This window comes from Rhodococcus zopfii NBRC 100606 = JCM 9919, assembly GCF_001895025.1.
Classification (GTDB): Bacteria; Actinomycetota; Actinomycetes; order Mycobacteriales; family Mycobacteriaceae; genus Rhodococcus; species Rhodococcus zopfii.
Window position 1 is genome coordinate 127,646 of the sequence record NZ_BCXI01000015.1, and the last position, 11,747, is coordinate 139,392.

The 11,747-nt window shown below is 68.0% G+C and carries 14 protein-coding genes; 9 read left to right on the plus strand and 5 right to left on the minus strand.

Features of this window, described 5'->3' with window-relative positions; genetic code table 11:
• Positions 1–99: 99 nt before the first annotated feature.
• Entirely contained in the window at positions 100–483 is a 384-nt protein-coding gene (locus RZ1_RS11510; RefSeq protein ID WP_072811934.1) for a DUF5313 family protein, read from the plus strand.
• A gap of 5 nt (positions 484–488) precedes the next feature.
• Here RZ1_RS11510 and RZ1_RS11515 read toward each other — a convergent pair whose 3' ends face one another.
• Complete coding sequence (locus tag RZ1_RS11515; RefSeq protein WP_139281813.1) at positions 489–1,082, minus strand: TetR/AcrR family transcriptional regulator; 594 nt, start codon at positions 1,080–1,082, stop codon at positions 489–491.
• Between the two features lie 96 nt (positions 1,083–1,178).
• On the opposite strand from RZ1_RS11515, the gene RZ1_RS31845 reads away from it, so the two are divergent.
• The 6 genes from RZ1_RS31845 (at position 1,179) to RZ1_RS11540 (ending at position 5,610) form a co-directional block, all read left to right on the plus strand.
• Positions 1,179–1,229, plus strand: a complete 51-nt coding sequence (locus tag RZ1_RS31845) for a hypothetical protein (protein WP_373863697.1) — start codon at positions 1,179–1,181, stop codon at positions 1,227–1,229.
• Positions 1,230–1,331: 102 nt separating this feature from the next.
• The gene (locus RZ1_RS11520) at positions 1,332–1,847 is read left to right on the plus strand and encodes a DUF4242 domain-containing protein (RefSeq protein ID WP_072811938.1); all 516 of its coding nucleotides are present in this window, start codon (positions 1,332–1,334) and stop codon (positions 1,845–1,847) included.
• Between the two features lie 7 nt (positions 1,848–1,854).
• Positions 1,855–2,904 carry an acyl-CoA dehydrogenase family protein gene (locus RZ1_RS11525; RefSeq protein WP_072811940.1) on the plus strand — a complete coding sequence of 350 codons (1,050 nt, stop codon included), beginning with the start codon at positions 1,855–1,857 and terminating at the stop codon, positions 2,902–2,904.
• Positions 2,880–3,626: an ABC transporter ATP-binding protein gene (locus RZ1_RS11530; protein WP_072811942.1), complete on the plus strand. Its 747-nt coding sequence runs from the start codon at positions 2,880–2,882 to the stop codon at positions 3,624–3,626. Before RZ1_RS11525 ends, RZ1_RS11530 begins: the two co-directional genes overlap by 25 nt.
• Complete coding sequence (locus RZ1_RS11535; RefSeq protein WP_072811944.1) at positions 3,623–4,789, plus strand: ABC transporter substrate-binding protein; 1,167 nt, start codon at positions 3,623–3,625, stop codon at positions 4,787–4,789. The genes RZ1_RS11530 and RZ1_RS11535 overlap by 4 nt, the downstream gene beginning before the upstream one ends.
• Positions 4,786–5,610, plus strand: coding sequence for an ABC transporter permease (locus RZ1_RS11540; protein WP_083583639.1), 825 nt, complete (start codon positions 4,786–4,788; stop codon positions 5,608–5,610). Before RZ1_RS11535 ends, RZ1_RS11540 begins: the two co-directional genes overlap by 4 nt.
• Positions 5,611–5,678: 68 nt before the next feature.
• Here the strand turns inward: RZ1_RS11540 and RZ1_RS11545 are convergent, their stop codons facing one another.
• Both RZ1_RS11545 and RZ1_RS11550 read right to left on the minus strand, forming a co-directional pair.
• Positions 5,679–6,554 (minus strand): alpha/beta fold hydrolase, encoded by an 876-nt coding sequence (locus RZ1_RS11545; protein WP_072811946.1) that lies wholly within the window; start codon positions 6,552–6,554, stop codon positions 5,679–5,681.
• Between the two features lie 56 nt (positions 6,555–6,610).
• Positions 6,611–7,189 (minus strand): TetR/AcrR family transcriptional regulator, encoded by a 579-nt coding sequence (locus RZ1_RS11550; protein ID WP_072811948.1) that lies wholly within the window; start codon positions 7,187–7,189, stop codon positions 6,611–6,613.
• Between the two features lie 71 nt (positions 7,190–7,260).
• Between RZ1_RS11550 and RZ1_RS11555 the strand changes: the two genes are divergently transcribed.
• Positions 7,261–7,836 carry a dihydrofolate reductase family protein gene (locus tag RZ1_RS11555; protein WP_072811950.1) on the plus strand — a complete coding sequence of 192 codons (576 nt, stop codon included), beginning with the start codon at positions 7,261–7,263 and terminating at the stop codon, positions 7,834–7,836.
• 25 nt (positions 7,837–7,861) lie between these two features.
• Here the strand turns inward: RZ1_RS11555 and RZ1_RS11560 are convergent, their stop codons facing one another.
• Positions 7,862–8,515 (minus strand): TetR/AcrR family transcriptional regulator, encoded by a 654-nt coding sequence (locus RZ1_RS11560; protein WP_072811952.1) that lies wholly within the window; start codon positions 8,513–8,515, stop codon positions 7,862–7,864.
• Positions 8,512–10,302 (minus strand): N-acyl-D-amino-acid deacylase family protein, encoded by a 1,791-nt coding sequence (locus tag RZ1_RS11565; RefSeq protein WP_072811954.1) that lies wholly within the window; start codon positions 10,300–10,302, stop codon positions 8,512–8,514. Before RZ1_RS11565 ends, RZ1_RS11560 begins: the two co-directional genes overlap by 4 nt.
• A 234-nt stretch (positions 10,303–10,536) precedes the next feature.
• Between RZ1_RS11565 and RZ1_RS11570 the strand changes: the two genes are divergently transcribed.
• A complete protein-coding gene (locus RZ1_RS11570; protein ID WP_072811956.1) occupies positions 10,537–11,667 on the plus strand; it encodes a GTP-binding protein in 1,131 nt (376 codons plus the stop codon).
• The last annotated feature ends 80 nt before the right edge of the window (positions 11,668–11,747 follow it).

Below are 11,747 nucleotides of genomic sequence, written 5' to 3' on the forward strand. Positions count from 1 at the left end.
GACGCGACCAGATGCAGACTGCCCGATTAGTTAGGGCACTATTTATGTGTGTACGCTCGATATCGATCGATCGTGACGACACGAGGAAGCGAGACGCACATGCGCACTCGACCCAGCCCCGTCCAGTGGACCGCATACGCATTCGGACGCCCCCTGCCCGCCTCCATGCGCGACTGGGTTCGCAACGACCTGGTCGGGGACCACGCCCTCGCCCGCCACATGATCCGCAGCCAGATCCCGTTTCTCCCGGTCTACGCGGTGTTCCTGCTGCTGCCCGGACCGATCTGGCTCCGCCTGAGCACCGCCGGTCTCGGCCTGATGCTTTCGCTGTTCTTCTCCGTCGCGTACATGGCCCACAACCGCGTACGCCGACTCGAAAAGAACGGACTGCCCGGCGACCTCGAAAACGAGCGGGTCACGCAGCGGCGCGCGGCGGAGCAGGCAGCCTACGAGAAGTGGCGCAGCACTCTCACGCCGCAGTAACGGGCTCAGCCGCCGATCATCTCCGCGACCATCTCGCGCCCCCGCCGTAGCGGGGCGTCGGTGCGTTCGAGTTTCGATCCGGCGAGCGCGCCGTCGTAGATCAACCGGATCCGCAGCGCGGCGACATCCGGTTCCGCGACGCCGGCCGCCGTGAGCAACTCGACGAGCGTGTCCCGCAGCCACGCCCGGTGGGCGACCACCGGCGCGAAGGATTCATCCGGGAATTCCGTTGCGGCATTGGAATATTGGCATCCACGAAAACCCTTCGACGGCGCCGACGCGAGCGCCAGGTCGAAGAAGGCGAGAATCCTGGCGATCGGATCGCGCTCACCCGCGACCGCGCCCTCCCAACGGGCGCGGTCCCGGCGGTCGAGCCGTTCCAGATAGGCGACCACCAGCGCATCCTTCGATCCGTACGTCGAGTACAGGCTCGCACGCGCGACTCCGGATTCGGCGAGGATGCGGTCGATGCCGACGGCCCGGATGCCGTGCTCCGCGAAGAGCGCCGACGCCGTCTCCAGGAGTCTCTCGGCGGGGCCGGGCCTGCCGGCGCGGCCAGTCCGGCCGGCGTTCGGCTCGTCGCGGGTGGACACTGTCACCCCCCGAGCGTAACGGACCACCTCGATAGACAGATCGGTCTGTCCACCTGTACCGTGTGGCTCGTGACCGACCGCCAGCTGACCCGCCGCCTGCACGTGGACCTCGTGCGCGTGGCCGGCGCCGCGTGTTGTCACATTCACCGCTGACCGGCGATACCCACGTCTCTTCTCGGGCCTGACGCCCGTCGACCGTGCCCGGGTGCCGACCCAGCGACACACCCCATCCCCGTTTCACCGGAAGGTGTCCTCATGTCCCTGTACCTGTACGAACTCGTGCCCGCCGAGGGCCAGGCCGACGCCGCGATCAAGGCATTCGACGCCGAGGTCGCCGCGACCGGCGGCGACCTCATCGAATCGCAGGTCACCACCGGCGGCTCCCGGGTCTTCGCGATCGCCGAGTTCGCAGCCTGCCGCGCGGCCCAGCTCGAGGCCGCCCAGCTCGATGTCGCAGAGATCTTGGGCCCCAACGAGGTTCGCCTCGTCGGCGCGGATCTCGAGCAGATCAAGGCAGCGCGTCCCGAGGCAGGCTACCTCGTCGAGTGGGACATCCCGGACACCATCGACATGGACACCTACCTGGCCCGCAAGAAGGCCAATTCGCCGAAGTACGCGGACGTTCCCGAGGTGAGCTTCCTGCGCACCTATGTCCGAGAAGACATGAACAAGTGCCTGTGCTTCTACAACGCTCCGGACGAAGCCGCGGTCGTTCGCGCCCGCGAGGCCGTCAGCACGCCGATCGACCGCATCCACTCTCTCGAAGGATAAGGACCCGATGACCGCGGCCATGGAACGGACGGACGAACAACAGCGCCGGACGATCGCAGAGTTCGTGCGCGATCGCGCAGCCGCGCTGGATCGTGGTGAAACCGACACCCGGATCGACCTCGCCCGCATCGGCGAACTCGGCCTTCTCACCGCAGGACTCGACGGCGGCGAACTCCGGGAGATGGTCGCGGTCATCGAGGACATCGCCGCCGAATCGCTTGCGGTGGGGTTCTCGCTGTGGGCGCAGCGCATGGCGCTCGAGTACATCGATCGGGCGCCTGCGGCGCTGCGCGCGAAGTTCCGCGACGATCTGGGGACGGGCCGGCGGGTCGGCGTCACCGCGATGGCCGCAGCCCTGAAACACCTTGCCGGCCTGGGTGATCTGTCGCTCGTTGCCGAACGCACCGACGACGGTCTCGAAGTATCGGGCCCGATCCACTGGGCGTCCAACGTGTTCGATGATGCGCTCATCGTCTTCCCCGCGCGCGGGGAGGACGGCAGCGGTGTCGTCGCCGCGGTCCGTGCCGACACCCCCGGCATCCGCATCAATCCGCGGCCGGACCTGCTCGCCCTCGGTGCGACCGCGTCGACGTCTCTGACGTTCGATCGGGTGCACGTCCCGGACGACCAGATCGTCACCCACGACCTGCGCTCGTTCTGCGGCACCATCCGGCCCACCTTCCTCCTGCTGCAGACCTCCTTCTGCGTCGGGATCTCCCGCACGGCGCTCGACGAATCCGGTTCGCGCATCACCGGACTCGGTGCACAGTTCGCCGACGAGTATCGGGCGCTGCAGAAGCGTTACGGCAACCTGCGCGACCGCCTCCACGAGTACGCCGACGCTCCGGCATCGGTGGAGCCGGCCGATCTGTTGCGGCTGCGCCTCGACGGCTCGCTCGTCGCCGTCGACGCGACCCGGCTCGAGTCGACGTTGCGCGGCGGTGCCGGCTACGCGTCGGCGAGCGCCACCAATCGCCGCTTCCGCGAAGCGGCCTTCCTGCCCATTCAATCGCCGTCGGAGGGACAGCTGCGGTGGGAACTGTCGCAGTACGAATAACCGCGGGGTACAAGAGTTTTCCCGGCCGAAGCGAACCCGTCCTGGGTGGTGTCGACCTCGACATCGACACCGGTGAGTTTCTCGTGGTGCTCGGCAGCAGCGGTAGTGGCAAGTCCACATTGCTGCGCATCGTCGCCGGCCTCGACCGTCTCGACACGGGCGCGGTGACCTGGCCGGAGACCGACGACGCAACCCGCCCGCACACCGGCGTGGTGTTCCAGCAGCCGCATCTGATGCCGTGGCTCACCGTGCGCGAGAACATCGCGTTCGGTGGACGTTTCGCCGCCCATCGCGACCGTTTCGACGCCGCGTACGCGGACGAACTGCTCGACACGTTCGGTCTCGCGGCCCTCGGCGGCTACTACCCGGACCAGCTCTCCGGCGGTCAGGCACAGCGGGTCGCGGTGATTCGAGCGGTTGCGGTGCGGCCGCGGCTGCTGCTGCTCGACGAGCCGTTCAGCGCGCTCGACCCGGCAATCCGCGCGGACCTGCAGGACTGGCTGAGCGGGCTCGCCCGCGACCTGGGTTTCACCACGGTGCTCGTCACCCACGACCTCGACGAGGCTCTGCGCCTGGCGGACCGCATCGCCCTGTTCGGGCCCGGCGGCCGGGTGCAACAGCAGTGGCACCTCGACCACGACGGGTTCACCGAATCCGAACGGCAGCGGCTGCGCACCGAGATCTTCGCCCGCTACCGCGATACCACGCTCGAAATCGCATGAGCACGAACATCCGCCGGCGGACGCTGCTGCGCGGCGCCGTGGGGCTCGCCGCAGCCGGCGGTGTCGCCGGTCTCCTGGATCTGGGCCGGGCCGCAATCACGGACCGCTCGAACACCACCGGCCGACTGCGCATCGGCTACCTGCCGATCACCGACGCCGCCCCGCTGCTCGTGGCGCATCACGCCGGGCTGTTCGCACCGGGTGTCGTGGACGACGCCCGCCCGGTGCTGTTCCGCAGCTGGGCCTCGCTCGCGGAGGCGTTCGTCACCCGGCAGGTCGACGTGGTGCACCTCCTGATGCCGATGGCGTTGCAGCTGCGCTATTCGCTGGGCAGCGCGGTGCGGATCCTGGGCTGGAACCACACCAACGGGTCCGCGCTCACCGTCGCCCCGCACATCACCGAACTCGGGCAGCTGGCGGGCCGCCAGGTCGCGATTCCGTTCTGGTGGTCCATCCACAACATCACGCTCCAGCAGTTGCTGCGCGCCCACGGGCTGCGCCCGGTGATCCGGCAGTCCGCGTCGCGCTCGGCCGGCACCGTGGAACTGGTGGTGATGAGCCCGTCCGACATGATCCCGGCGCTCGCGAACGGCTCGATCGCCGCGTTCACCGTCGCGGATCCGTTCAACGCCGCCGCCGACCTGCGCGGCATCGGCCGCATCCATCGGTTCCTCGGTGACGTGTGGCGCGAGCACGCGTGCTGCGCCGTGCTCGTGCACGAGGACCTCATCGAGCATAATCCCGCTGTGGTACAGCAGGTCTCGGATTCTCTCGTAGCCGCGCAGCTGCGGATCGGCACCGACCGGACGGCTGCGGCGAAGGCCCTGACCGACGGGTATCTGCCGCAGCCGGTGCCCGCGGTGACCCGGGCGCTGACCTATCCCGAACCACCGGGGACCATCCGGCACCCGCACTGGGAACCGCAACGCATCGGCTACCAGCCGTTCCCGTTCCCGAGCTTCACCGAAGCGCTGGCCCTGGCGATGCACGACACCGTGGTCGACGGCGACACCCGTTTCCTCTCCCGCCTCGAACCGGCGACCGTGCACGCCGACCTCGTCGACGACCGCTTCGTGCGCACGTCACTGACCCGTGTCGACGGCACCTCCGCGTTCGGCCTGCCCGCAGATCTCACCCGCATCGAGGAGGTCGATCCTTCTTGACCATCACCCCGCTCACCCCCGGCGCCACCGCTCGTCCACGCCGGGACGCGTGGTGGCCACCGTTCGCCGCGATCGCCGTCGCCGTGTTCGTGTGGTGGCTGCTCACCTCCGTCCTGGCCGGATCCGATTCTCTGGTCCGGGAATTCGCGCCGCAGCACGTCGTGCCGGCCCTCGGCGACCTGATCTCCCGCGGCGTGCTGCTGCCGGACATCGCCGCGAGCATGTGGCGTCTGCTCGTGGGACTGCTGATCGCCGCCGTGGTCGGGATCCCGCTCGGCCTGCTCATCGGACTCAACCCGGTCGTGGAGCGCGCGTCGATGCCGGTGGTGCAGTTCCTGCGGATGATCTCTCCGCTCTCGTGGGCTCCGATCGCGGTGGCGCTGTTCGGGATCGGGCACCAGCCGGTGTTCTTCCTGATCGCCGCCGCGGCGGTGTGGCCGATCGTCATCAACACCGCCGCCGGCGTGCACGCCATCGATCCGGGACATCTGCTCGTCGCACGGTCGTTCGGCGCGACCCGGCTCGAACAGTTGACATCGGTGGTGCTGCCCGCGATCCGCGGACAGGTGCAGACCGGTCTGCGCGTCGGCCTGGGCATCGCGTGGGTGGTGCTGGTGCCGGCCGAGATGCTCGGTGTCCGATCGGGTCTGGGCTACCAGATCCTCAACGCCCGCGACCAGCTCGCCTACGACCAGGTGATGGCGGTGATCGTCGTGATCGGCGTGCTGGGCTTCTGCTTGGACTGGGGCGCCCGTCACTTGCTGCGCGAGCGCCGACGGCCGGTGCGCGTCGAGGACAGTGACTCCGCCACGTCGCTCTGACGTGCACTCCCCGCATCCGCCGCACTCGGGTGATGGGAACCATCACCCGAGTGCGGCGGAGCTCCGGGTCACCCCCGCCAGGAGGCCAGCACCGTCCGGACCGCCGCGACGACGGACAGCGGCTGGTCGATCATCGGGTGGTGGCCGGCCGCGGGCAGGACCGTCATCAGCGCGTCGGGACCGAACTGTTCCCGCAGCTGTGTGTAGAGGGCGTCGTTGACGATGCCGTGCTCGCTGCGGAAGTAGGCGACCGGGCAGAGCGGGCTCATCGATGCGAGGCTGCTGCGCGTCTCGCGGCCGATCCGCAGGGCGTCGAACTTCCAGGAGTACCCGCCGTCGACGGGCTTCAGAGATCCGCGAGCGATGTGGCCGAATACGTACGGCTCGGCGTTGTCCTGCGGCGGCACCAGGCGGAACCGCGCGACCGCAGCCTCGATCGTCGGGTACACCTTCGGCGGGCCCGCCGAGTTCATCGCCTTGACGCGCATCTCGAGTTCCTCGGGGGTGATATCGCGGATCGGCGAGTCGAGGATGATCACCCCGGCGAGACGCTCCCCCATCCTGTGCGACGCAGCGAACGACACGATGCCGCCCATGCTGTGCCCGACCAGGACGGGCGGTCCGACGATCCCGCCGGCTTCCGCGGCGGCGAGCAGCTCGTCGGTCCAGGTGTCGAGTTCGTAATGTTCGCGTCGGTCGCTGTCGCCGTGTCCGCTCAGATCCGGCGCGACGACGCGGCGGCCCGCGGCAAGCTGCGGTCCGATGTGGTCCCACCAGCCTGAATGGGCCATACCGCCGTGGACGAGGACGATGCCGGGCTGCCCCGGGTCACCCCATGCCCGGTAGGAGATCGTCGCACCCGACACCACGCACGTACCGGTGTCGACGGGCGCGGCGAGCGCGTCGACGAACCACTGCGGAGCAGAACCGTTCTCATTGCTCATCACTCGAACTTAAGCGAGGTGTGACGCCCACCGACAGCCGGGCCGCATTTCACACCTCAGGCATCACCGGGGATTGCGCGGTCGACAGCGGCCCGCACCAGATCGGCGGCGCGCTTCTCGTCGAAGAGCCCGGGGAGTGTGAGGCGGTCGAGGATGAGCCAGTTCAGGGCGAGATACAGCAGCACGACAGCGTCCTCGCCTCCGGGCAACCCGGATTCCCGATAGTTGCCGATGTTGAAATCGAGGTCGTCTCGCACCCGGTCGGTGAGCAGAGCCTGCAGTTCGGGTCTCCGGGTTGCCTCGAGCCGGAGTTCGAGGATCGCGAGATAGCCGGTGCGGAAAGCGGAGACCCGTTCGACCACTTCGGTCATCAGCTCGACCATGGATTCGCGGGTTTGCGCCCCCCGCGCCTGCGCCACGGCTTCCTCGCCGGGAATCAATCGCTCGTAGTAGCGGTGCCCCACCTGGACGAGCAGCGCGTCGCGGTTGGGGAAGTAGTTCGAGGCGGTCCCCGCGGGCACCCGCGCCTCTTTGTCCACCGCACGGAACGTCAGCCCCCGGGCGCCGTCTCGGGCCAGTACCTCGATCGAGGCATCCAGCAGGGCCTGCCGCCGCTCGGGATTCGCGCGAACCACTTGACACCACTCCATCTGTAGTACTACGTTCAAACCACTTCAAGCATAGTACTACGGAAGAGGTGGTTCTTGTGCGAAAGCTCGTCTACTACGTGGCGGTCTCTCTCGACGGCTACATCGCCGGGCCCCGGGGAGAATTCGACTTCTATCCGCTGTGCGACGACATGTCGTCGTGGATCAACGAGCGGTATCCGGAATCCGTCCCGACCCCGTATCGAGAACTCGCCGGCATGCCGATCGATACACCCAATAGGACGTGGGACACCGTCGTGATGGGCCGCGGCGCCTACGAGCCCGCACTAGCCGAGGGCGTCGCCAGCCCGTACAACCACCTGAAGCAGTATGTCTTCTCGCGCACTCTCGCCCCGGTGGACGACCCCCAGCTGAAGATCGTCGACACCGATCCGGTCGAGTTGGTCCGGCGGCTGAAGGCTCAGGCGGGCCTGGACATCTGGCTGTGCGGCGGCAGCACTCTCGCCGGTCAGCTCGTCGAGGAGATCGATCAACTGATCTTCAAGAGCTACCCGGTCATCGCGGGCGACGGACTCCCCGCGCTGTCCGGGAACTTCAGGCCGACGCAGTTCACGGTCACCGAGCGCCGGGAGTTCGGCAACGGCGCGCAGGTGACGTGGTTCGACCGCATCTGATCCGCCACCCACGTGCCGGTCCGGCTCACAGAAGCGTTCTGCGAGTTGATGATGCGCCGGACCGGCGCGACATCTCCCCGGTCAGCGCCCGAGCAACCTGTTCGAGCCGCAGATCCTCCTGCTCGGGCTGTGGATGCACGACCGCGGACAGGGCCTCCCCGTCGAGCATGTGCACGATCGAGAACACGATCGTGGTGAACACTCCCGGATCGAAGCGGGACGCGACCGGCAGCGCGGCAGCGAACTCCGCGATCTCGGCGTGGTAGCGGGCCGCCATCGGTTCGAGCCGTGCCCGCAGCAATGCGTCGGTGCGGGCCGCCCCGAGCAGTTCGTACCACGCCGCGTTGATCGGGGCACGGCACGCGGCCCGCACCAGGTGCAGGCTCGCGCGGACCGATTCGTAACTGCCGTCGATCACCTCGAGCCGTTCGAGTCCCGCGCGATACTCCTCGAACTGCCGCTTACGCACCTCGTCGGCGGCCGCGACCATCAGGTCCAGCCGGGTCGGGAAATGCCGGAACACCCCGCCGGAGGACACCCCGGACCTGGTGCACACCTCGGCGATGGTGGTTGCGGTGTAACCGACCTCGCCCAGCGCGGCGACCGCCGCGTCGAGGATGCGCCCGATCGTCGCTTCCCGGCGTCCCTGCTGGGTGCGCGGTCCGGCTGCCGTCGTCATCCGACCTCGGCACGCTCGGGGACGGGTCCACGTTCGGTGACGCCGGCGCGCAGGAACCGTCCGGTGCCGAAGGTGGTGCCGTAGCCGGGAACGAACTCGCCGTCGCGGAAGACGACCCGTCCGCCGACGACTGTCGCGGCGACGGCGGCGTCGTTGCGGTTGACCATCCGGCGCAGCCCACCGAACTCGGGCATGGGTTCCTCGTGGTAACCCTCGGTCTCGTCGTCGAGGCCCGCGGGATCGACGACGACGAGATCGGCGCGGTCGCCGACACGCAGGTGCCCGGCGTCGAGCCCGTAGAAGTCGCCGAGTTCGCCGGTGAGCTTGTGCACGGCGGCTTCCATGGGCATCACCGGCTTGCCGCGTTCGGCAAACTCGTGGATGCGGCGCAGCATGCGGATCCCGTAGTTGTAGAAGGCCATGTTGCGCAGGTGTGCACCGGCATCGGAGAACCCGACCGTGACGCCGGGAGTGCGGATCAGCCGGTTCAGAATCTCGGGCCGGTCGTTGGCGATCACTGTGTGCCAGCGGAATTCCCGGCCGTGTTCGACGACGAGATCGAGGAAGGTGTCGACCGGATGCAGCTTGCGTTCGCGGGCGACCTCGCCGATCGAGCGGCCCACGATCGCCGCGTCGGGGCACGCGACGATCGTGGTGTCGTCGAAGTCGCGGTGCCAGACGCGCGGAGAGAACTTCTTCTCGAAATCCTGCCGGAACCAGCGGCGGTAGGACTCGTCGCGCAACAGTTCGTTGCGGCCCATCTCCTCTTTGAGATGCAGTGCGGCGCGGCCTGATCCGAATTCCTCGAAGACGACGAGGTCGATACCGTCGGAGTGCACCTCGAAGGTGGTGGGCAGGTGCTGCCATCGGAACGCGCCGCGCCCGAACTTGTTGGCAGCCTTCGCGATCGGACCGAAGATGCGGTGCACCCACCGTTCGGCCTTGGTGTCCGCGGCGGCGAGGACCGAGGCTTTCATGGGACGACGGCCGAGTCCGGTGCTGGCGAGCGCGAAGAACGCCACGTCGTACTTGGTGTTGAGGTTGGGCACTGCCTGCAGCACGCGACCGCGGCGGCGCAGGATACGGTGCAGCCGACGGAATTCCGACCACGACGCGTGGGTGGACGGCAGGGTGCGGGACCGGTAGCGGTCACCGTCGATCTTGTCCCACGGATTCGTCATGGTGGAGACACCGAGGAACCCCGCATCGAGCGCTTTGCCGACGGCGGTGTCGATGGCGACGAGTTCCTCGCGGGTGGGTTTGTTCGCCGAGTCGGTGGAGCGGCCCAGTCCCATCACGGCGGCGCGCACGTCCGAATGACCGATGAACGCGGCGACGTTCGGCCCGAGGGGCAGCGCATCGATCGCGGCGATGTACTCCTTCGGCGATGTCCAGCTCTTCCCGGTCTCGAGCGCGGCGAGCACATGGTCGCGCGGCAGCGCCTCGACGCGGCTGAACAGGTCGGCGGCGTCGACCGGCGGCACGAACACCGTCGACAGCGAGCAGTTGCCCATGAGGACCGTCGTGACACCGTGCCGCACCGATTCGGACAGTCCGGGCGCGACGAGCACCTCGGCGTCGTAGTGGGTGTGTGCGTCGATGAATCCGGGCATCACCCAGCGGCCACGCGCGTCGACGATCTCGGTGTCGGGTCCGGCGGGCAGCGGCTCGACACTCTCCGTCACCACGACCCCGCCACGGATGCCGAGGTCGCGCACGACGCCGGGGGCGCCGGTGCCGTCGAACCACAGGCCGCCGCGCACGATCAAGTCGAACGTTTCACTCATGAGTCCCCTCCTGCTCGAGTTCGCTCACGATAGCCAGAAAAGAGGACGCCCACTCTCTAAATTCCGGTAATCGGGTCCGTCGGCTCATCGCGACGGTGACGGGCAACACCGAGGCGCGACAGGGCGCCGTTCCCGAGGGGGGCAAATGCCGACCACCTAATGGACGAGCGTTCCGGAAAGCACACGGCGGCACCCCGGCTCATTATCGATAATGAATGTCGTTATCATTCAGGAATGACCCCCGCGAAGTTGCCCGTCACCGTGCTGTCCGGATTCCTCGGAGCCGGGAAGACGACTCTGCTCAACCACATGCTGGCCAACCGGGACGGTCGCCGCGTGGCGGTGATCGTCAACGACATGAGTGAGGTGAACATCGATGCGGCCCTCGTCCAAGGTCAGGGCTACTTGGACCGCACCGAGGAACGACTTGTCGAGCTCACGAACGGCTGCATCTGCTGCACGCTGCGCGAGGATCTGATCGAGTCGGTCGCCGAACTCGCCCGTGACGGGCGCTTCGACCATCTGGTCATCGAATCCACCGGGATCTCCGAACCGATGCCGGTGGCCGCGACCTTCGACTGGGAGTTCGAGGACGGCTTCAGCCTCGGCAGCGTCGCGACGCTCGACACCATGGTGACCGTGGTGGACGCGTCCACCTTCCTCGGGGAACTGGCCAAGGGGCAGCGTCTCGACGACCGCAACCTCGAGGCGGGCGAGGGCGACGAACGCAGCATCTCCGATCTGCTGATCGACCAGGTGGAGTTTGCGGATGTCCTCCTGCTCAACAAAACCGACCTGGTCAGCGAACAGGTAGCCGGCACCGTCGAGGCCACGCTGCGGCGGCTCAATCCGGCGGCCGAACTGATCCGGACCAGCCATGGGGTCGTCGAACTGCACGAGGTGCTCGGCACCGGGCTGTACGACCCGCAGCTGGCCGCGAACGCGCCCGGGTGGGCGGAGGAACTCGCAGGCGGACACACCCCGGAGACGGAGGAGTACGGCATTCGGAGCGTCACCTACCGGGCGGACCGGCCGTTCCACCCGTCCCGGCTCGAGATCGCCACGAGCGAACTGAAAGGTCTGTTGCGCAGCAAAGGCTTCTGCTGGATCGCCAGTCGACCGGAGACAGTCGCCATCTGGTCGCAGGCCGGGCCGAACCTGGTGATCGAACCGGCGCAGCTGTGGACCACGACCGACGAGACACCCGGGCAAGAGATCGTATTCATCGGAATCGAACTCGATGTCGAGAAGCTCGAACAGACCCTCGACCGCGCATTGCTCACCGACGTCGAGATGGCCGAGGGTCTGCACGCGTGGCGGCGCTATCGGGATCCGCTCCCGGCCTGGGAGCCCCTGCAACACTGATCACAAACAGCCGACGCAGTGTGTGATCAGTTCGGACGGTCGCGCGCCGGCACAGCCCCTCATACCGGATCGTCGACGAC

Excerpts from the sequence above, each read along its gene's own strand:
- RZ1_RS11570 (WP_072811956.1), top strand. The coding sequence starts at position 10,537 with ATGACCCCCGCGAAGTTGCCCGTCACCGTGCTGTCCGGATTCCTCGGA.
- RZ1_RS11565 (WP_072811954.1), bottom strand. The coding sequence starts at position 10,302 with ATGAGTGAAACGTTCGACTTGATCGTGCGCGGCGGCCTGTGGTTCGAC.
- RZ1_RS11525 (WP_072811940.1), top strand. The coding sequence starts at position 1,855 with ATGACCGCGGCCATGGAACGGACGGACGAACAACAGCGCCGGACGATC.
- RZ1_RS11510 (WP_072811934.1), top strand. The coding sequence starts at position 100 with ATGCGCACTCGACCCAGCCCCGTCCAGTGGACCGCATACGCATTCGGA.
- RZ1_RS11560 (WP_072811952.1), bottom strand. The coding sequence starts at position 8,515 with ATGACGACGGCAGCCGGACCGCGCACCCAGCAGGGACGCCGGGAAGCG.
- RZ1_RS11545 (WP_072811946.1), bottom strand. The coding sequence starts at position 6,554 with ATGAGCAATGAGAACGGTTCTGCTCCGCAGTGGTTCGTCGACGCGCTC.
- RZ1_RS11535 (WP_072811944.1), top strand. The coding sequence starts at position 3,623 with ATGAGCACGAACATCCGCCGGCGGACGCTGCTGCGCGGCGCCGTGGGG.
- RZ1_RS11520 (WP_072811938.1), top strand. The coding sequence starts at position 1,332 with ATGTCCCTGTACCTGTACGAACTCGTGCCCGCCGAGGGCCAGGCCGAC.